The following is a 16616-nucleotide window of genomic DNA, read 5'->3' on the forward strand; positions in this document are numbered from 1 at the left end:
CAACCTTATGAGCATCACTCGATACGGCGCCGGCGAACGCGGCGCAGGTGGCCAACCCCTGCCCTTCGCCCGTGCGGTGGAAGCCGATGGCTGGCTGCACGTCTCCGGCCAGGTGGCCATGGAGAATGGCGAGATCATCGACGGCGGCATCGTCGCCCAGACCCACAAGACCATGCAGAATCTGATCGCCATCCTGCACGAAGCCGGCTACGGTCTGGAGCATGTGGTGCGCGCCGGCGTCTGGCTGGACGATCCGCGCGACTTCTGGAGCTTCAACAAGGTGTTCGCCGAGTACTTCGCCGGCCAGGCCCCGGCGCGCGCCTGCGTGCAATCATCCATGATGGTGGACTGCAAGGTCGAGATCGACTGCATCGCCTACAAACCCAAGGCCTGAGACAAACCGCACCGATGACCGAACCTACCCGCCAGCGCGCCCGCGGCCTGGACCGCGCCTTCGACATCCTCGATCACCTCAAGCGGGTAGGTCGGCCGCTGCGACCCAACGAGATCGCCGCCGGCCTCGGCATTCCCAAGTCCACCGTCTACGACCTGGTCGGCCTGCTGCTGGAGCGGCACATGCTCGATGCCGTGGGCCGCGACGGTCAGGTCTACCTGGGCCGCGAGCTGTACTTTCTCGGCCAGGCGCACCTGCGCCACTTCGACCTGGCCCGCGAGGCCGGGCTGCTCTTGGACGACATCGTCGCCCAGACCCGCGAGACCGCCCAGCTGTGCCAGCTCAACGGCCGCAAGTACACCGTCTCGCTGATGAAGGAAGGCGCCCGCGCCTTTCGCATCTCGTCCAATGTCGGCGAGGACGCGCCCATTCCCTGGACCGCGTCCGGGCGACTGCTGCTCGGTCATCTGAGCGATGCCGAGATCCTCGCCCTGATTGATCCGGACGACTTCATCCTGCCCGACGGCAGCCGCCTGCCCCCGGCGACCTTTATCGCCGAGATCCGCAGCGCCTGCGCCGAAGGCTTCTTTTCCTTCGACAGCATCGCCGACACCTACACCCACTGCTTCGCCGCCCCGGTGCAGGACGCCAGCGGCCTGAGCATCGCCACCCTGTGCATCGTGGCGCCCCGCGCCGACGCCCAGGCCCACCATGCCGAGTACCGCCAGGTGCTGGTCGATAGCGCCCGCCGCCTGTCCCAGCGCCTGGGCGGCCAGGAGATTCCATGACCCCCCTCATCGCCCCCGAGAAAGGCGCCGCCAGTCCTGGCGCCAACCTGCTCAGCGACATCGCCCTGCCCGCCCTGGTCATCCACCAGGACGCACTCGAGCACAACATCGGCTGGATGCAAGCCTTCGCCAGCGACCGCGGCGCCGAACTCGCGCCCCATGGCAAGACCAGCATGGCGCCGGAGCTGTTCCAGCGGCAGCTGGCCGCGGGCGCCTGGGGCATGACCCTGGCCACCGCGGTGCAGACCCGCGCCGCCCAGGCCCATGGCGTGCGCCGGGTGCTGATGGCCAACCAGCTGGTGGGCGCACCGAACATGGCGCTGATCGCTGAACTGCTCGCTGCCGATCCGGACTTCGACTTCCATTGCCTGGTGGATCATCCCGACCAGGTCACCGCCCTGGGCGCCTTCTTTGGCGCACGCGGGCTGGCGCTGCAGGTGATGATCGAATACGGCGTACCCGGCGGCCGTTGCGGTTGCCGCAGCGAAGCCGAGGTACGAGAACTGGCCCGGGCCATCGCCGGGCAACCGGCGCTGCGCCTGACCGGCATCGAAGGCTACGAGGGCGTCATCCACGGCGCCGAGGCGGCCACCGACATCCGCGCCTTCGCCGATTCCTTGGTGCGCCTGGCGGAGGAATTGCGCGGCCAGGGCGCCTTCGCCCTCGACCGGCCCATCGTCACCGCCTCGGGTTCGGCCTGGTACGACCTGATCGCCGCCGCCTTCGACCAGTTGGCAGTGCGCGAGCGCTTTCTCGCCGTCATGCGCCCCGGCAGCTATGTGGTCCATGACCACGGGATCTATCGCGATGCCCAGCGTGGCGTCCTGGCCCGCACCGGTCTGCACGAAGGCCTGCAACCGGCGCTGGAGGTCTGGGCTCACGTGCAGTCCCTGCCCGAACCCGGATTCGCCATCCTGGCCCTGGGCAAGCGCGACATCGCCCACGATGCCGGACTGCCGCTGCCGCTACGCCGCTACCGGCCCGGCCAGACCGCTGCCGAGTCGGTCGACGTCAGCGTCTGCACGGTCACCGCCATCATGGACCAGCACGCCTTCATGGTCGTCGCCCCGGGGACCGCGCTGGCCATCGGCGACATCATCGCCCTGGGCACCTCCCATCCCTGCCTGACCTTCGACAAGTGGCGCCAGGGCTGCATCGTGGACGAAGGTCTGCAGGTCGTGGAGACCTTCGCCACCTGCTTCTAGGACCTCAGGGGCGCAACTCGCCCTGCTCCTCGCCATCCCAGTAACGGATGCGCTCGGCATGCACCTTGATGAGGATCATGCCGGGCGTGTCGGTGCCCTGGGGAAACCAGCGGTCCAGACTCTTGGTCCAGTGCGCCTCGAATTGCGCCTTGTCGCGGATCAGCTCGGCATGCCCTTCGATGCCGATGAAGATGCCGGGCTTGCCCAGCAGACTCTTGCCTTCGCTGAAGCTCAGCCCCACCGCCGGATCCTGCTCGATGTCCCGGATCTTGGCCGAGTCCTCGTAGGCATAGAACCAGGAGTCCCCGTCGTATTCGACGTCGCCGTTGTTGCTCATCGGCCGACTGGTCAGGCGCCCGGTGCCGGTGGTCAGCATGCAGAAATCCAGATCGCGCATCGCTTTGGAAAGGTCGTGCAGGGTCTTGTCGGCCATGGGGGTCGCTCCGGTTGGGCGGGCAGGCAGTGCCCGTCTGCATTCAGACCGGGGGCGGCTGCCGCTTGGTTCCGGTACGGCGGCGTCGACCGGGCTTTTCGGACGGACAGCCCTAGTGGGAAGCGACATAGACCGCCGTCGCAGGCGGTGCCGGCAGCGCATAGGTGGCCTTCATCCAGTCGATCTCCGCCAGCGGGGTGCGGCCGAACAGCCGCTTGAATTCGCGACTGAACTGGGAAGCGCTCTCGTAACCCACGGCGAAGGCCGCGTTCGCCGCCGGGAGGGCGTCGCGCAGCATCAACAGCCGCGCCTGGTGCAGACGGGTCGACTTCAGATACTGCATGGGCGTGGTACCCGTGACGTCGCGGAAGTGCCGATGGAAGCTGGGCTGACTCATGCGCGCTTCCTGCGCCAGCGCGGCGACGTCCAGCCGCTCGGCATAGCGGGCGTGCAGGGTGCGCAACGACCGGGCGATGCGGCCGAAACGCCCCTGGCGATCCAGCGCCGCGCGCAGCGAGCCGCCCTGGGCGCCGGTGAGGATCCGATAATAGAGTTCGCGCAGCAGCGCCGGCCCCAGCAGTCGGGCGTCGGTCGGCACGCTCAGGACCTCCAGAAAGCGTAGCGTCGAGGCGCGCAGCGATTCATCGATCGGCGACGCATAGAGTCCGCGGGGCGCCTCCAGCGCCGGCCCCAGTTCGCTGTCGAGCTGCAGGACCAGGTCGCCGAGCAGCCGGAAATCCAGCCGTAGATAGATGGCCAGCAGCGGCGCCTCCGGGCTGGCATCGGTCTCCATGGTGAAGGGCACGGGCACGGAGACCACCAGGTAGTGCTGGGCATCGTACTGATAGACGCGGTCACCGAAATAGCCGCGCTTGCCGCCCTGGCAGACGATGACGACCCCGGGATCGTAGAGCACGGGTACCCCGGTCAGCGGGCGATCCGAACGCAGGAAGCGCACATCCTCCAGGGCGCTGAGGTTGTAGCCTTCCTGGGGCGCCAGCCTGCCCAGCAGCGCCACCAGCCGGCTGGAAAGGGGATCGCTAGGATTCATGGGGCCTCCGCCTCAGCCGTCGGTGGAAAGGGTCAGGGCCTCCCAGCGCTCGATCTCCCGGCTGGCCGCGGCCAGGCGTTCGCGCACCAGGTGCAAGGCATCGCTCCCCAGCAGCAGCTGCGTTGGCGGCGCTGGCAGGGCGATGAGCTGCAGCAGCGCCTGGGCCGCCTTGCGCGGATCGCCCAGCTGCTTGCCGCTCTTGGCCTCCCGCGCCGCCCGGATCGGCGTGAACTGTTCATCGTAGTCGGCGATGCCGCGTGCGCTGCGACGCATCGAGCGGCCCGCCCAGTCGGTGCGAAAGGAGCCGGGTGCCACGGCGGTGACCCAGACGCCGAACGGTGCCAACTCCTGGCCGAGGGCCGCCGAGATACCTTCCAGGGCGAACTTGCTGCCGCAATAGTAGGAGATACCCGGCAGGGTAATGGTGCCACCCATCGAGGTGATATTGATGATATGCCCGCGACGGCGCTCGCGGAAGGACGGCAGGAAGGCCTTGGTCACGGCGACCGCCGCGAAGACATTGACCTCGAACTGCTGGCGCAGCTCGTCCAGCGGCGATTCTTCGAGAATGCCCTCGTGGCCATAGCCGGCATTGTTGACCAGGACATCCACCGGACCGTGGGCTGCCTGAACCTCGGCCACCACCGTCCCCAGGCGAGCGTGGTCCGTGACATCCAGCAGCACGCCATGGGCCCGGTCCGACAAGGCGGCGAAGGCCTGAAGATCGGCGTCCCGGCGCAGCGTGCCGATGACGCGGTGGCCGGCCGCAAGGGCTTCCCGTGCCAGGGCGTTGCCCAGGCCGCTGCTCACGCCGGTGATGAAAAGGGTCTTGTGCTCGTTCATGGTCCACTCCCATCGTTGGAAGCGGCCATGCTAGCGCCGGTGTCGGGCGCCCCCACTGCCGGATCGTCTGGAGGTCTTGCCTAATCCTCTCGACCGCTACATTCCTGGCCAGGGCGTCGAGGACCTGCACCTGATCGGATCGGTTATTCCCCCTGCCGCTTCACGCTAGCGACTCCTTGGGCCGCAACCCGCCTGCCGGTACCCGCCAAGAACACCCTGAACAGCTATGACTTCGGCGCGGCAAACGTGCCCTTCAAGGATGGCGGGGCCTTCTGGTCCAACCTGCAGAAGGCCTGGCAGACCCAGTGACCCTTCGGGATAACAGGGGCTCCCTGACTGCGTGGGCGAGGGTGTCCAGCCAAGGGTGTGCCGTTGGCTGGACGCCCCGCTAGCGACGCCCGTTGCGCGTGGCCAGGGCCGAGATCCCGACCCCCAGGATCACCAGGCCGAGCCCGGCGAGAAACAGCGGGGAGACGGTCGCGCCAAACGCCAGGCAGGAGAAGGCGGTCCCCACCAGCGGCACCCCCAGGGTGAAATTCGACATGCCGAACGTGGAGATCCTCCGCCCATGTTCCGCCGAGATGACGAAGCAGGCCGACGTCGCGATCGGACCGATGAACAACAGCGCCTCGACCAGCGTTCGATCCCAGGCGATGGCGACGGGCGGCCCCTCGACGAGCCAGGCGGCGATCGCCAGGGGGATGGTGGCCAACAGCATCTGCCAGGGCGCCAGGAGCAAGGCCGGGGTCACCCAGCGGTGGCGCTTCACATGCAGGATGACGATCGCCCAGCTCACCGCCGCCAGCAGCAGGAAGGCCGCCCCCACGAGGGTGTCCGGCTGCGTCCAGTCGAGCTCTCCAGGGGAGCAGACCGCGACGACACCCGCCATCCCCACCAGCAGCCCGGCAAGCTGCAGCCGGGTCGGCGCTTCCCGAAACAGTACCCAGGCCACGACCACGCACCACAGCGGCGTGGTGTAAGCCAGGAGCACGGCCTTGCTGGTGTCGACATGCACCATCGCCACCATGCCGAGTCCGGTAAAGGTCATCATCTGCAACAGGCCCACGCTGGCGACGATGGGCAGGTCTTGCCGGGTGGGCCGCTTGAGTTGCCCACGCACGCCGAGATAAGCGAACAGACAGAGCGCGGCGCTGGCGAATCTCAGGGTCGCCAGCCAGAGCGGCGGCACGCTGTGCAGCGCGAGCTTCGTCACCGGCCAACTACTGCCCCACAGCAGCACCATGAGTCCCAGGTACAGGTAGGTGGAGGAGATGCCCCGGCCCTTGGTGCGGCTTTTCGCCAGATGCTGGATTGAAGCGCTCATGGTGCCACCCTGTCGCAAGCAGATTGCCTAGGGTCATGATGCGGCGATTCCAGCGAAAAAACGCACCTATCTGTTCCTGCAGAACGGGAAGATGGGTAAGTTCTACCGAATAATCGAACACCACGGGAAAATCTAACCATGAGCCGAGCAACGCTCGATGAAGCCAGTCTGCGCATCCTCGATGCGCTGCAGGAAAATGCGGAGCTCAGCAATGCGGAGCTGGCCGACATCGTGGGCCTTTCCGCTTCACCCTGTTGGCGACGCGTCGCCGAAATGAAGGAGCGCGGCGTCTTGCGCGGCGCCGTGACGCTGGTCGATCCGGCGGCGCTCAACCTCGCCATCAACGTCTTCGTGCATGTGTCGCTCAAGCTTCAGGACAAGCAGTCCCTGGAGATCTTCACCAATGCGATCAAGGAACGCCCGGAGGTGATGGAGTGCTACCTCATGAGCGGCGAGGCGGACTTCATGTTGCGGGTGGTGAGCGAAGACTTGAGCAAATACCAGACGCTCCTGCTCGACTGCCTGACGTCCATCCCGGTCGTGGCCAGCATCAGGTCGAGCTTTGCCCTGAGCCAGGTGAAATACACCACGGCGCTGCCGACGAATCATCTGCGCAAACGTCCGGCCGGTAGCAACGGTTGAGCGTCTGGAGCACCAGGCCAGCCAGGCCGGGCCCACGTCCAGGCGGCTCCGCCCTGCCCCTAGGGTGTTGCCCGCTCCGGGGTTTCGTTCAGGTCCCCCGCGGCTTGGCGCGCGCCGTGGGTTCGGCGATCAGGGGATCGTCCGGCCAGTAGTGCTTGGGATAGCGGCCCTTGAGATCCTTCTTCACCTCGCCATAGGTATTGGCCCAGAAGCTGGCCAGGTCCTGGGTGACCTGCACCGGTCGCCGCGCGGGCGAGAGCAGGTGCAGCTTGACCGCCAGCCGTCCACCGGCCAGGCGCGGGGTGTCGGCCAGGCCGAACAGTTCCTGCAGCCGCACCGCCAGCACCGGCGGCTGCTCGCTGTAGTCCAGGCGGATGCTGGAACCGGAGGGCACCGCCAGGGTGCGCGGGGCTAGCTCGTCCAGCTGGCGCGGCAACGGCCAGGGCAGCAGGCCCTGCAGCATGGCGGCCAGGTCCAGATTGGCGAAGTGGGCCAGGCGGGTGACGCGCTCCAGATAGGGCAGCAGCCAGTCTTCCAGGCTGGCCAGCAGGGCGGCGTCGCTCACCTCCGGCCAGTCGCTGGCCCCCTTCTGCTGCAGATCCAGCTGGCGCAGCAGCGCCACCCGCGCCTGCCACTGGCGCAACTCCGGCGTCCAGGGCAGCAACTCCAGGCCCTTGCGCCGCACCAGCCCGAGCAGCGCCCGGCTGCGGGCGGCGGCGTCCAGATTCTTCAGGGGTTCGCGACTCAGCACCAACTGGCCGATCCGGCGCTGGCGTTCGGCACGCAGCACCCCTTCGCGGTCATCCCAGTCCAGTTCGTCGTGACCGACCACCTGCTCGGCCAGCGGCCCCTCGAACAGCCCCGGATCCAGTTCGGCGGCGAGGTAGATGCGCTCTTCGCGCTGTCCCTGGCGACTGCCCAGGTCGGCCACCACCAGCCAGGGCGATTTCATCAGCCCGTCCGGTTCGCCAAAGCTGGCGGCCCGGCCATTGGCCAGGCGATAGTCCTGGCCGCCGGCCTTGCGCTGCTGGGCGATGCGATCCGGATAGGCGCAGGCCAGCAGGGCACCGGTCCAGCGCGGGTGCTCGGGATCGGCCACCGGCTGCCCGGCCGGGCCACGCAACAGGCCGCGATACTGGCGGATCAGTTGCCGAATGCGCGCCACGCCGCCACGCGGACCACGGCCTTCACCGGCCAGCAGCAAGAGGCGGGTATGCAGATCGGCGCCCTGCCCCGGGGTCAGGTCGCGCTCGCCCAGCAATGCGGCGATCTCGCAGGCGCGCTCGGCCAGGCCCCAGGCCTGCCCACGCAGCAGCAGGTGTGCCAGCCGCGGATGGGCCGGCAGGCCGCTCATGGCCTGGCCGTGAGGGGTGAGCACGTCCTGTTCGTCCAGCGCGCCCAGGCGCAGCAGCAGATCGCGCGCCTGGGCCAGGGCGGCGGCGGGTGGCGGATCGAGCCAGGCCAGCTCCTCGGCGTTCATGCCCCAGCGCGCCAGTTGCAGGGCCAGGCCGGCCAGATCGGCCTGGAGGATCTCGGCGCTGTCGTAGGCCGGCAATTGCTGGTGCAGCTCTTCCGACCAGAGTCGATAGCAGACCCCCGGCTCCAGGCGGCCGGCGCGGCCCTGGCGCTGGGTCGCCGAGGCACGGGAGATGCGGCGGGTGGTCAGGCGGGTCATGCCGCTGCCGGGATCGAAGGCCGGCACCCGCGCCAGGCCCGCGTCCACCACCACCCGCACCCCTTCAATGGTCAGGCTGGTCTCGGCGATATTGGTGGCCAGCACCACCTTGCGCGCACCCGCTGGCGCCGGTTCGATGGCCGCGCGCTGGGCCGCCAGCTCCAGCTCGCCGTGCAGCGGACAGAGCAATACCCCGGCGGGCAGCTGGTCCGCCAGGCGCTCGGCGGTGCGGCGGATCTCCGCCTGGCCGGGCAGGAACACCAGCAGGCTGCCGGCTTCCTCGTCCAGCGCCTGCACCACCGTGGCGGCCACCCGCGCCTCCAGGCGTTCGTCCTGGCCGAGCGGCCGGCTCCAGCGGGTCGTCACCGGAAACATCCGGCCTTCGCTGCGCACCACCGGCGCGCCGCCAAGCAGAGCAGCCAGGCGTTCGCCTTCCAGGGTGGCCGACATCACCAGCAGCTTGAGCGGGGTGTCACGCAGCAGTTCGCGGCCGCTCAGGGTCAGCGCCAGGGCCAGGTCGGCGTCCAGGCTGCGCTCGTGGAATTCGTCGAAGATCACCAGGCCGACACCCTCCAGCGCCGGATCGTCCTGCAGGCGCCGGGTGAGAATGCCCTCGGTGACCACCTCGATGCGGGTGCGCGGACCCACCCGGCTTTCCAGGCGGATGCGATAGCCCACCGTCTCGCCGACGCCCTCGCCCAGTTCCGCGGCCAGGCGCTCGGCGGCGGCGCGCGCCGCCAGCCGGCGCGGTTCCAGCAGCAGGATGCGCTGGCCGGCCAGCCAGGGTTCCTGCAACAGCGCCAGCGGCACCCGGGTGGTCTTGCCAGCCCCCGGCGGCGCTTCCAGCACGCAGTCGTCGCGGTGGGCGAGGGCCTGGCGCAGGGCGGGCAGGACAACATCGATGGGCAAGGGCGTCATTGGGCACGGCCGGTGGTCTCAACGGGGCGGGCAGTATAAGAGCGGCTAACAAAATGTAGCGAGCGGCTGTCAGGCAGGTGCGCGCGGCGCGCAGGAACCGCAGTGTACGAGCGGTACATGAGGATTCCGAGCACTGCACGCGCCTGTATGGCAGACGCGCAGTAGTTTTGTTTGTCGCTCTAAAGCGTCTCGCCCGCCGTGATTCCGGCCGCTATAGTGGCGGCCTCATCCAACCGGAGGTTGTCTATGTCGATGCGTACCCGCGCGGTGTGTGGCGTCCTCGCCGCCGCCCTGTTCACTCAGCTGACCGCTTGCGGTTCGCTGTTCTATCCCGAGCGCCGCGGCCAGATCACCGGCAGTGGCCGGATCGATCCGGGCATCGTTGCCCTCGATGCCATCGGCCTACTGTTCTACATCATTCCCGGCCTGATCGCCTTTGGCGTGGACTTCGCCACCGGCGCCATCTACCTGCCCGACAACAAGCGCGCCGAGGTCGATCCGGGCGAGCTGAACAAGGCGGTCAATCCGGACGGCAGCGTCGATCGCGCGCGCCTCAAGGCCATCATCCAGCAGGCCACCGGCCACAGCCTGCCGCTGGACGATCCGCGCCTGCTGCAGCGCAGCGGCAGCAACGAGCAACTCGCCAGCCTGGGCCTCGCCCCACGCGCCTGATGAGCGACCCGCACGGCACCGAGCGGCTCCTGCGTCGCGCCACCGCCGCCTCGGTAGCGGTGGCGATGACGCTGATCCTGGCCAAGGCCGTGGCCTGGTGGTTCAGCGGCTCGGTCAGCCTGCTCGCCGGCCTGACCGACTCGCTGCTCGATGGCCTGGCCTCGGTGTTCAACCTGCTGGCGGTACACTACGCCCTCAAGCCGGCGGACGACGACCACCGCTATGGCCATGGCAAGGCCGAGTCCCTCGCCGGTATCGCCCAGGCGGTCTTCATCGGCGTCAGCGCCGTGCTCATCGCCTGGCAGGCGATCGGGCGCCTGCAGCAACCCGAGCCCCTGGGCGCCCACGCCCTGGGCATCGCCGTCACCCTGTTTTCCCTGGCCCTGACCGCCGTGCTGGTGGCCTACCAGCAGCACGTCATCCGCCTCACCGACTCCACAGTGGTCCGCGCCGATGCCCTGCACTATCGCTCCGACCTGCTGCTCAACGTCGGCATCCTGGTCGCCCTGGCGCTGACCGGCTTCGGCTGGTACTGGCTGGATCCGCTGTTCGGCCTGGCCATCGCCCTCTACATCCTCTGGAGCGCCTACGGCATCGCCCGCGACTCCTTTGGCGTGTTGATGGACCAGGAACTGCCCGCCGACATCAGCGAGCACATGCTGCAGCTGGCCTGCCAAGTCCCCGGGGTGGAGGGCGCCCACGACCTGCGTACCCGCCTCTCCGGCAATCATTGGTTCGTGCAGTTGCACCTGGAGCTGCCCGGCGAGATGAGCCTGTCCCGCGCCCATGTGGTGTGCGACGAGGTGGAAGCCGCCATCCGCGCCGAATACCCCCAGGCGGAGGTGCTGGTCCACGCCGATCCGCTGGACGCACCCGACGTTCCGCACCGTCATCCGCTGCCGCCCGCCACCTGAGCGGAACCCGGCGCCGCTGCGCTCTCTCGAATCTGCTGAGCCTGATTTGAGAGCGCCCCCCAGACGGCGCCGGAGTCCACCATGAAAGCCATGCACCCGGTCGCGCGCCTCGCCGACCTGCGCGAAGACCGTGGCACCGCGGTCAAGATCGAAGACACCGAGATCCTGCTGCTGCGCGTCGGTGACGAGGTGCACGCCTTTCAGGCCAAGTGCCCCCACGCCGGCGCGCCGCTAGCCGACGGCGCGGTCTGCCAGGGTCGCCTGGTATGTCCCTGGCACAAGGCGAGCTTTGCCATCGAGGATGGCAGCCTGTGCGAACCGCCGGCGCTGGATGCCCTGCAGCGCTATCCGGTGGAGGTGCGCGATGGCGAGGTGCGGGTCGGCCGCGACCCCCTGCCCGCGCAAGCGGCCGAAACCCCGGCCGACGACCGTCTGTTCGTCATCGTCGGCGCTGGCGCCGCGGGTACCGCTGCGGCCGCCGCCCTGCGCGAATTCGGCTATGGCGGGCGCTTGCTGCTGATCGGCCGCGAACCAGGCGAGCCCTATGACCGGACCGCCCTGTCCAAATTCGTCCTCCAGGGCGACAAGGCTCCCGATGAAGCCACTGCGTTGCGCGAAGCCGACTTCTTCCGCCAGCAGCGCATCGAATGCCTGCACGCCGAGGTGACGCGCCTGGATCCCCAGGCCCGCCAGCTGGAACTCGCCAACGGCCAGACCTTGAGCTACGACGGCTGCGTGCTCGCCACGGGTGGCGAACCCAGGCCACTGAACGTGCCGGGTGCCCAGCTCAAGGGCATCCACCTGCTGCGGACCCGCGCCGACGCGGCCGCCATCCTGGCCGACCTGCCTGAAAGAGGCCGCGCGGTGATCGTCGGTGCCAGCTTCATCGGTCTGGAAGCCGCGTCCGCCTTGCGCAAGCAGGGCCTGGCGGTGGACGTGGTCTCCCCCGCCTCCCTGCCCTTCGTCAGGCAGATGGGCGAGACCCTGGGCCAACATTTCAAGACCCTGCACGAGGCCAATGGCGTGACCTTCCACGCCCCCAATGAGGTAGTGGCCTTTGCCGGCGACGATCAGGTGCGCCAGGTCAGACTCAAGGACGGCACCCAACTGCCCGCCGACCTGGTACTGGTGGGTACCGGCATCGCCCCGGCGACCGCTTTCCTGGCCAATCTGCCCCTGGCGGACGACGGCAGCGTCCCGGTCGATGCCCAGCTCCAGGCCGCCGCGGGGCTCTATGCCGTTGGCGATCTGGCCACCTTTCCCCATGCCGGCCAACCCACCCGTATCGAACACTGGCGCCTGGCCCAGCAACACGGCCGCCTGGCGGCGCGCAACCTGCTGGGCCACGCCGAAAACTACGCGGATGTGCCCTTCTTCTGGACCCTGCATCATGGCAAGCGTTACGAATACCTCGGCCATCCCCGTCAGTGGGACGACATGCATCTCGACGGCAGCCTGGGCGACCAGACCTTTGTCGCCCTGCTGCTGGCCGAGGACCTCGTGGTGGGCGTAGTGGCCTGCCAGCGAGAACGCGCCACCGCCATCCTGGCCCAGCGTATGCGTCAGCCGCTGGGACGCGCCGAGGCCCTGGACATCGTCCAGGCCAACTAAAGGAGCTGTAATGGCCAATCCCTATCGCGTCGGCCTGATCGCCGATACCCATGGCCTGCTTCGGCCCCAGGCGCTGGAAGCCCTGGCCGGCAGCGACTTCATCCTGCACGCCGGTGACATCGGCAAGCCCGAGATCCTCGACGCCCTGCGCGAGCTGGCGCCGCTGGCGGTGGTCCGGGGCAACAACGACGACGTGCCCTGGGCCGACGACATCCCCGAGCGCGTCACCCTGACCCTGGCCGACGTCGACATCCATATGCTGCACATCCTGCCCGAGCTCGACCTGGCGGCCGCTGGCGCCCAGGTGCGGGTGGTAGTCAGCGGCCACTCGCACAAGCCGCTGATCGAAGAGCGGGCTGGCGTACTCTACGTAAACCCCGGCAGCGCTGGCCCACGGCGTTTCCGACTGCCGATCAGCGTCGGTCGCCTGACCCTGGACGCCGGCCAGATCCAGGCCGAGATCCTAAAACTCACCCCTTGAAGGAATCCCGATGAGCATCGATTACCACTTCTACGAACCCAGCCAGGGCCACGGCCTGCCCCACGACCCCTTCAACGCCATCATCGCGCCGCGCCCCATCGGCTGGATCTCCTCCCAGAGCGAAAGCGGCGTCCTCAACCTGGCGCCCTACAGCTTCTTCAACGCCTTCAACTACAAGCCGCCGCTGATCGGCTTTTCCAGCCAGGGCTACAAGGACAGCGTCGCCAACATCGAGCGCACCGGCGAATTCGTCTGGAATCTGGCCACCCGCGAACTGGCCGAGGAGATGAACACCAGCAGCGCCATGGTCGGGCCCGAGGTGGACGAATTCGCCCTGGCTGGCCTCGAACCCGCGCCCTCCAGTGTCATCAAGGTGCCGCGTGTCGCCCGTGCCCAGGTGGCCTTCGAGTGCAAGCTGAGCCAGATCGTCCGCCTCAAGACCGCCGCCGGGGATGAACTGGATCAGTGGCTGGTGCTGGGCGAGGTGGTCGCCGCCCATATCGACAAGCGCCTGCTCAAGGACGGCATCTACCAGACCGCGGCCGCTCGCCCCATCGTGCGCGGTGGTGGCCCGGCCGACTATTTCGAGATCACCGAGGCCGCGCTGTTCCGCATGCGGCGCCCCGACTGAGCGGTTGGCCCTGGAATGCAAAACGGCGCCCTGAGGCGCCGTTTTGCATTCCAGGCTCGCTAGCCCGCCGCGCTGACGCGAAAATTCAGTCGCGGGAAATGCACCTGGATAGCTCCCAGCTGCTCATCGTGGCGGCGGATCACCAGGGCTTCGCTGTCGGCATGCACCAGTTCGCCCGTCACGGGATCCACCCCGTAGTCGGTCGCCGCCACGCTCACCCGGTCACCCCAGGCGAAGCCTTCCACGGCAACGGCCTGGTCGCGCGGCAAGGCCAGCGGCTCCGCGGCCCTGGCGATCTCCAGCGCCTCGGCGGCGCCGAGTTCTTCGTGGGTACCATGACCGAACCCCAGCACCCGAGCGAACCAGGCGGCGATCTCGGGACGCTCGTCGATCAGAGGCGCCAGTTGCGGCGTGCTCTTGAGAAACCAGAAGTTGTGCGCCAGGGCGATGTCGGCCACCGAAGGCGCGCCAAACAGGAATTCGCCGGCGCTGCGCCCCAGCTGGGTCTCCAGCCGGGTCAGCAGGGTCGGCAGCTGTTGCCGGGCCTGCTCGGGCGTCAAACGACTCAGGCTACCGCCGCTGAACAGCGCCTTGCGGTCATCCATGAAGGCCTGGGCCTGCTCCGGCGGCAGGCTAGCCAGGCGCGGTCCCATGATCTCCGGCTGGAACATCAACGCCACCGCGTGCTGGAACACTACCGAATCCGCCCAGCCGGCAAAGGCGGCCACGACCGCTTCCTGGCCTTCCGGAAACAGCGCCGGCACCGCCTTCTCCGCCTCCAGGCGGCGGGCGATCAGCGCCGTGTCGCAATAGACATCGGCGCCCACCTGCAGCACCGGCGTCTTGCGATAGCCGCCGGTGAGCGCCACCAGCTCGGGCTTGGGCAGCATCCGCGGAATGATCACCGAACGCCAGGCCAGCCCCTTGAAGCCCAGCAGCAGGCGCGCCTTCTCGGCGAAAGGCGATTGCCAATAGTGATGCAGAATCAGCTCGGACATGACAGCACTCCTGAATCAGCCACGGGCAAGGTGCCGGACAGGGCCAGCACCAGGGCTTCCTTGGCTCGTTTGGGTAGCTTCTTGATCTGGATTTCACGGCGCAGCGCGGCCGACTTGTCGCCACAGGCTTCCACATAGACCAGCGCCTGGGCCGGGCTGGAGGCGAAGAAGCGGGCACCGCGGCCACTGCGGTGCTGGGCGAAACGGCGCTCGGGATCATCGCTGATGCCGCAATAGAGCGCCTGATTCTCGGCGCGCACCAGGTAGACATACCAGGTGCGCGCGGGTGGTAGGGGGTCGTCGCTCACCGTCAGGCGAACCACTCCCGGGCGGTACGCCAGACGCACACGCCGACGAAGTAGATGCCGCTGGCGAACCAGAGGACCATCAACCACAGCGGCTTGTCGGGATGCACGAACACCATCATGGCGCTGCTGAGCAGCCAGATGGAGGTCACGGCGATGTTCAGGGCCATCAGCTGACGCACGCGGAAGGGATGCAGGAACTTGACCCGGGTCAGGGTCAGGGCGGCCAGCACCAGCACCACCGCCATGCTGAACCAGGGCGCCAGGTCCAGCACGTAGAAATACAGCGCCACCACGTTCCAGGCCGCGGGAAAGCCGACGAAATAGTTGTCGGCGCTCTTCATGTTCACATTGCAGAAACAGAACAGCGACGACAATAGGATGATGCCCACCGCCACCAGCTCGAAGTGTGGAGGCAAGGGCACGAAGCGATAGATGAAGATGGCCGGAATGAACACATAGGTCAGGTAGTCGACCACCAGATCCAGCGCCGAGCCGTCGAAATGGGGCAGTACCCGCTTGACTTCGAACTTGCGCGCCAGGGTGCCGTCGAGACCGTCGACGAGCAGGGCGATGCCCAGCCACATCAGGCAACCCTTGGGTTGACCGTCGACCAGAGCGAGCAGCGCCAGGAGCGCCAGGATCACACCACTGGAGGTCACCGCATGGGCGCCCCAGGCCTTGGCTTTTGTCAGCATGAGCGGATGGGAAATGGAGTTCACGGGCGTCTCTCTATGATGACGGCTTCGACTGCCCAGCGCACCGCCTGTTCTGGCAATACGCTACGAAATCGACAATGAAGCCGGTGAACGGCAAGGCGGGCCTTGACCGCCGACCCCGGAAACCGGGCGCCAAACATCGAGGATACCGCGCCTTGCCGTCCTTTGCCCGCCTTCCCGCCGAACGCCCGTGACTGGGTTCGCAGGACGACCGGGGCGGACAGGCCTCCGCCCCGGCTGCGCTTAGTGCAGGATCTGCCCTAGGAACAGGCGGGTACGCTCGTTCTGCGGGTTGTCGAAGAACTGGTCCGGTGCGGCCTGTTCGACGATTTCGCCCTTGTCCATGAAGATCACCCGGTTGGCCACGGTGCGGGCAAAGCCCATCTCGTGGGTCACGCAGAGCATGGTCATGCCGTCCTGGGCCAGACCGATCATGGTGTCCAGCACCTCCTTCACCATCTCCGGATCCAGCGCCGAGGTCGGCTCATCGAACAGCATGATGCGCGGCTGCATGCACAGTGCCCGGGCGATGGCCACGCGCTGCTGCTGGCCGCCGGACAGCTGGCCCGGAAACTTGTTGGCCTGCTCGGGAATGCGCACCCGCTGCAGGTAGTGCATGGCGATCTCTTCGGCCTGCTTCTTCGGCAACTTGCGCACCCACATGGGCGCCAGGGTGCAGTTCTGCAGCACGGTCAGGTGCGGGAAGAGGTTGAAGTGCTGGAACACCATGCCGACTTCGCTGCGAATGGTCTCGATCTGCTTGAGATCGTTGGTCAGCTCGGTGCCGTCGACGATGATCTGGCCCTTCTGGTGCTCTTCCAGGCGATTGATGCAGCGGATGGTGGTGGACTTGCCCGAACCGGACGGTCCGCACAGGACGATGCGCTCACCCTGGGTGACGGTCAGGTTGATGTCCTTGAGTACGTGGAACTGGCCGTACCACTTGTTCACGTCCTTGAGCTGGATCATGACCTTGCTGCTGTCGACCGGCTGCTTGTTGCTTACATTCATC

At 67.8% G+C, this 16616-nt stretch carries 18 protein-coding genes and 1 other RNA gene; 9 read left to right on the forward strand and 10 right to left on the reverse strand.

The genetic code is table 11. The annotated features are described in order from the left end of the window. The first annotated feature begins 7 nt into the window (after positions 1-7). The 3 genes from FHR73_RS19550 to FHR73_RS19560 are packed head-to-tail and all read left to right on the forward strand — an operon-like array spanning position 8 to position 2387. The gene (locus FHR73_RS19550) at positions 8-394 is read left to right on the forward strand and encodes a RidA family protein (protein WP_058768196.1); all 387 of its coding nucleotides are present in this window, start codon (positions 8-10) and stop codon (positions 392-394) included. Between the two features lie 14 nt (positions 395-408). Next, positions 409-1182 (forward strand): IclR family transcriptional regulator, encoded by a 774-nt coding sequence (locus FHR73_RS19555; RefSeq protein WP_183633477.1) that lies wholly within the window; start codon positions 409-411, stop codon positions 1180-1182. Next, positions 1179-2387 carry an amino acid deaminase gene (locus FHR73_RS19560; RefSeq protein ID WP_183633479.1) on the forward strand — a complete coding sequence of 403 codons (1209 nt, stop codon included), beginning with the start codon at positions 1179-1181 and terminating at the stop codon, positions 2385-2387. Before FHR73_RS19555 ends, FHR73_RS19560 begins: the two co-directional genes overlap by 4 nt. 4 nt (positions 2388-2391) lie before the next feature. On the opposite strand, the gene FHR73_RS19565 is transcribed toward FHR73_RS19560, so the two are convergent. From FHR73_RS19565 to FHR73_RS19580, 4 genes are all read right to left on the reverse strand, one after another. After that, a complete protein-coding gene (locus FHR73_RS19565; RefSeq protein WP_183633481.1) occupies positions 2392-2820 on the reverse strand; it encodes a pyridoxamine 5'-phosphate oxidase family protein in 429 nt (142 codons plus the stop codon). A 112-nt stretch (positions 2821-2932) separates the two neighbouring features. Beyond that, positions 2933-3871, reverse strand: a complete 939-nt coding sequence (locus tag FHR73_RS19570) for an AraC family transcriptional regulator (RefSeq protein WP_183633483.1) — start codon at positions 3869-3871, stop codon at positions 2933-2935. Between the two features lie 12 nt (positions 3872-3883). Beyond that, positions 3884-4714 carry an oxidoreductase gene (locus FHR73_RS19575; protein ID WP_183633485.1) on the reverse strand — a complete coding sequence of 277 codons (831 nt, stop codon included), beginning with the start codon at positions 4712-4714 and terminating at the stop codon, positions 3884-3886. A gap of 388 nt (positions 4715-5102) precedes the next feature. Then, a complete protein-coding gene (locus FHR73_RS19580; RefSeq protein ID WP_183633487.1) occupies positions 5103-6038 on the reverse strand; it encodes a DMT family transporter in 936 nt (311 codons plus the stop codon). 138 nt (positions 6039-6176) lie between these two features. Here FHR73_RS19580 and FHR73_RS19585 point away from each other — a divergent pair, with 138 nt between their 5' ends. Beyond that, complete coding sequence (locus tag FHR73_RS19585) at positions 6177-6680, forward strand: Lrp/AsnC family transcriptional regulator (RefSeq protein ID WP_133862081.1); 504 nt, start codon at positions 6177-6179, stop codon at positions 6678-6680. 88 nt (positions 6681-6768) lie between these two features. Here the strand turns inward: FHR73_RS19585 and hrpB are convergent, their stop codons facing one another. Further along, on the reverse strand, positions 6769-9273 hold the full coding sequence (gene hrpB, locus FHR73_RS19590; protein ID WP_183633489.1) for an ATP-dependent helicase HrpB: 2505 nt from the start codon (positions 9271-9273) through the stop codon (positions 6769-6771). Between the two features lie 43 nt (positions 9274-9316). Next, a non-coding RNA gene (locus FHR73_RS19595) (sX9 sRNA) lies at positions 9317-9392 on the reverse strand. Positions 9393-9519: 127 nt separating this feature from the next. Here FHR73_RS19595 and FHR73_RS19600 point away from each other — a divergent pair. The 5 genes from FHR73_RS19600 (at position 9520) to FHR73_RS19620 (ending at position 13582) form a co-directional block, all read left to right on the forward strand. Next, a complete protein-coding gene (locus tag FHR73_RS19600) occupies positions 9520-9945 on the forward strand; it encodes a hypothetical protein (RefSeq protein ID WP_027598502.1) in 426 nt (141 codons plus the stop codon). Then, positions 9945-10859 (forward strand): cation diffusion facilitator family transporter, encoded by a 915-nt coding sequence (locus tag FHR73_RS19605; RefSeq protein ID WP_183633491.1) that lies wholly within the window; start codon positions 9945-9947, stop codon positions 10857-10859. Before FHR73_RS19600 ends, FHR73_RS19605 begins: the two co-directional genes overlap by 1 nt. Positions 10860-10940: 81 nt before the next feature. After that, positions 10941-12470, forward strand: coding sequence for an apoptosis inducing factor family protein (locus tag FHR73_RS19610; RefSeq protein WP_183633493.1), 1530 nt, complete (start codon positions 10941-10943; stop codon positions 12468-12470). A gap of 10 nt (positions 12471-12480) precedes the next feature. Further along, entirely contained in the window at positions 12481-12951 is a 471-nt protein-coding gene (locus FHR73_RS19615) for a metallophosphoesterase family protein (protein WP_183633494.1), read from the forward strand. A 10-nt stretch (positions 12952-12961) separates the two neighbouring features. Continuing rightward, a complete protein-coding gene (locus tag FHR73_RS19620) occupies positions 12962-13582 on the forward strand; it encodes a flavin reductase family protein (protein ID WP_183633496.1) in 621 nt (206 codons plus the stop codon). A 59-nt stretch (positions 13583-13641) separates the two neighbouring features. Here the strand turns inward: FHR73_RS19620 and FHR73_RS19625 are convergent, their stop codons facing one another. From FHR73_RS19625 to FHR73_RS19640, 4 genes are all read right to left on the reverse strand, one after another. Beyond that, complete coding sequence (locus FHR73_RS19625) at positions 13642-14580, reverse strand: glutathione S-transferase family protein (protein WP_183633498.1); 939 nt, start codon at positions 14578-14580, stop codon at positions 13642-13644. Next, positions 14568-14888 carry a GIY-YIG nuclease family protein gene (locus FHR73_RS19630; RefSeq protein WP_178083926.1) on the reverse strand — a complete coding sequence of 107 codons (321 nt, stop codon included), beginning with the start codon at positions 14886-14888 and terminating at the stop codon, positions 14568-14570. Before FHR73_RS19630 ends, FHR73_RS19625 begins: the two co-directional genes overlap by 13 nt. Positions 14889-14890: 2 nt before the next feature. Next, positions 14891-15583, reverse strand: a complete 693-nt coding sequence (gene pcsA, locus FHR73_RS19635; RefSeq protein ID WP_133862217.1) for a phosphatidylcholine synthase — start codon at positions 15581-15583, stop codon at positions 14891-14893. A 264-nt stretch (positions 15584-15847) separates the two neighbouring features. Beyond that, the gene (locus FHR73_RS19640; protein WP_039976153.1) at positions 15848-16615 is read right to left on the reverse strand and encodes an amino acid ABC transporter ATP-binding protein; all 768 of its coding nucleotides are present in this window, start codon (positions 16613-16615) and stop codon (positions 15848-15850) included. Position 16616: the final 1 nt, after the last annotated feature.

Source organism: Pseudomonas sp. AS2.8 (assembly GCF_014190935.1).
Taxonomy (GTDB): Bacteria; Pseudomonadota; Gammaproteobacteria; order Pseudomonadales; family Pseudomonadaceae; genus Chryseomonas.

What these genes read in the sequence shown, in the direction of transcription:
- FHR73_RS19550 (WP_058768196.1), top strand. Translation starts at nt 8, where the DNA reads ATGAGCATCACTCGATACGGCGCCGGCGAACGCGGCGCAGGTGGCCAA.
- FHR73_RS19555 (WP_183633477.1), top strand. Translation starts at nt 409, where the DNA reads ATGACCGAACCTACCCGCCAGCGCGCCCGCGGCCTGGACCGCGCCTTC.
- FHR73_RS19560 (WP_183633479.1), top strand. Translation starts at nt 1,179, where the DNA reads ATGACCCCCCTCATCGCCCCCGAGAAAGGCGCCGCCAGTCCTGGCGCC.
- FHR73_RS19565 (WP_183633481.1), bottom strand. Translation starts at nt 2,820, where the DNA reads ATGGCCGACAAGACCCTGCACGACCTTTCCAAAGCGATGCGCGATCTG.
- FHR73_RS19570 (WP_183633483.1), bottom strand. Translation starts at nt 3,871, where the DNA reads ATGAATCCTAGCGATCCCCTTTCCAGCCGGCTGGTGGCGCTGCTGGGC.
- FHR73_RS19575 (WP_183633485.1), bottom strand. Translation starts at nt 4,714, where the DNA reads ATGAACGAGCACAAGACCCTTTTCATCACCGGCGTGAGCAGCGGCCTG.
- FHR73_RS19580 (WP_183633487.1), bottom strand. Translation starts at nt 6,038, where the DNA reads ATGAGCGCTTCAATCCAGCATCTGGCGAAAAGCCGCACCAAGGGCCGG.
- FHR73_RS19585 (WP_133862081.1), top strand. Translation starts at nt 6,177, where the DNA reads ATGAGCCGAGCAACGCTCGATGAAGCCAGTCTGCGCATCCTCGATGCG.
- hrpB (WP_183633489.1), bottom strand. Translation starts at nt 9,273, where the DNA reads ATGACGCCCTTGCCCATCGATGTTGTCCTGCCCGCCCTGCGCCAGGCC.
- FHR73_RS19600 (WP_027598502.1), top strand. Translation starts at nt 9,520, where the DNA reads ATGTCGATGCGTACCCGCGCGGTGTGTGGCGTCCTCGCCGCCGCCCTG.
- FHR73_RS19605 (WP_183633491.1), top strand. Translation starts at nt 9,945, where the DNA reads ATGAGCGACCCGCACGGCACCGAGCGGCTCCTGCGTCGCGCCACCGCC.
- FHR73_RS19610 (WP_183633493.1), top strand. Translation starts at nt 10,941, where the DNA reads ATGAAAGCCATGCACCCGGTCGCGCGCCTCGCCGACCTGCGCGAAGAC.
- FHR73_RS19615 (WP_183633494.1), top strand. Translation starts at nt 12,481, where the DNA reads ATGGCCAATCCCTATCGCGTCGGCCTGATCGCCGATACCCATGGCCTG.
- FHR73_RS19620 (WP_183633496.1), top strand. Translation starts at nt 12,962, where the DNA reads ATGAGCATCGATTACCACTTCTACGAACCCAGCCAGGGCCACGGCCTG.
- FHR73_RS19625 (WP_183633498.1), bottom strand. Translation starts at nt 14,580, where the DNA reads ATGTCCGAGCTGATTCTGCATCACTATTGGCAATCGCCTTTCGCCGAG.
- pcsA (WP_133862217.1), bottom strand. Translation starts at nt 15,583, where the DNA reads ATGCTGACAAAAGCCAAGGCCTGGGGCGCCCATGCGGTGACCTCCAGT.
- FHR73_RS19640 (WP_039976153.1), bottom strand. Translation starts at nt 16,615, where the DNA reads ATGAATGTAAGCAACAAGCAGCCGGTCGACAGCAGCAAGGTCATGATC.